This is a genomic window from Streptomyces lothianensis (assembly GCF_047779955.1).
In the GTDB taxonomy this organism is placed as follows: Bacteria; Actinomycetota; Actinomycetes; order Streptomycetales; family Streptomycetaceae; genus Streptomyces.
This window is the reverse complement of record NZ_JBLMKT010000150.1, coordinates 1-334: the sequence shown is the minus strand read 5'-3', so window position 1 is coordinate 334 and position 334 is coordinate 1. Positions and strand designations below refer to the sequence as shown.

General features: G+C 71.9%; 1 protein-coding gene. It reads right to left on the bottom strand.

Annotated features, from left to right (window positions below):
* Positions 1–334: ketoacyl-synthetase C-terminal extension domain-containing protein (locus tag ACLF6P_RS30015; protein ID WP_415954577.1), on the bottom strand; the 334-nt coding region annotated here is incomplete at both ends.

Below are 334 nucleotides of genomic sequence, written 5' to 3'. Positions count from 1 at the left end.
TGGGCGCGCAGTGCTGATTCTGTTTTGCCCGACAGCAGCCACGACACCGCCGCCGCCGGGGTCTCCTCCGGTGCCTTCGGGGCCAGGGCCTCCGCCGCCGGGAGCTCCGCCGGCTCCTCCTCCGGCGCCTGCTCCAGGATCACATGCGCATTCGTACCGCTCATGCCGAACGACGACACGCCCGCCCGGCGCGGCGCGCCCGTCTCCGGCCAGTTCACGGGGTCGGTAAGGAGCTCCGCGGCACCCGCCGACCAGTCGACGTGCGAGGTCGGCTTGTCCACGTGCAGGGTGGGCGGCATGACGCCGTGCCGCACGGCCATGACCATCTTGATGA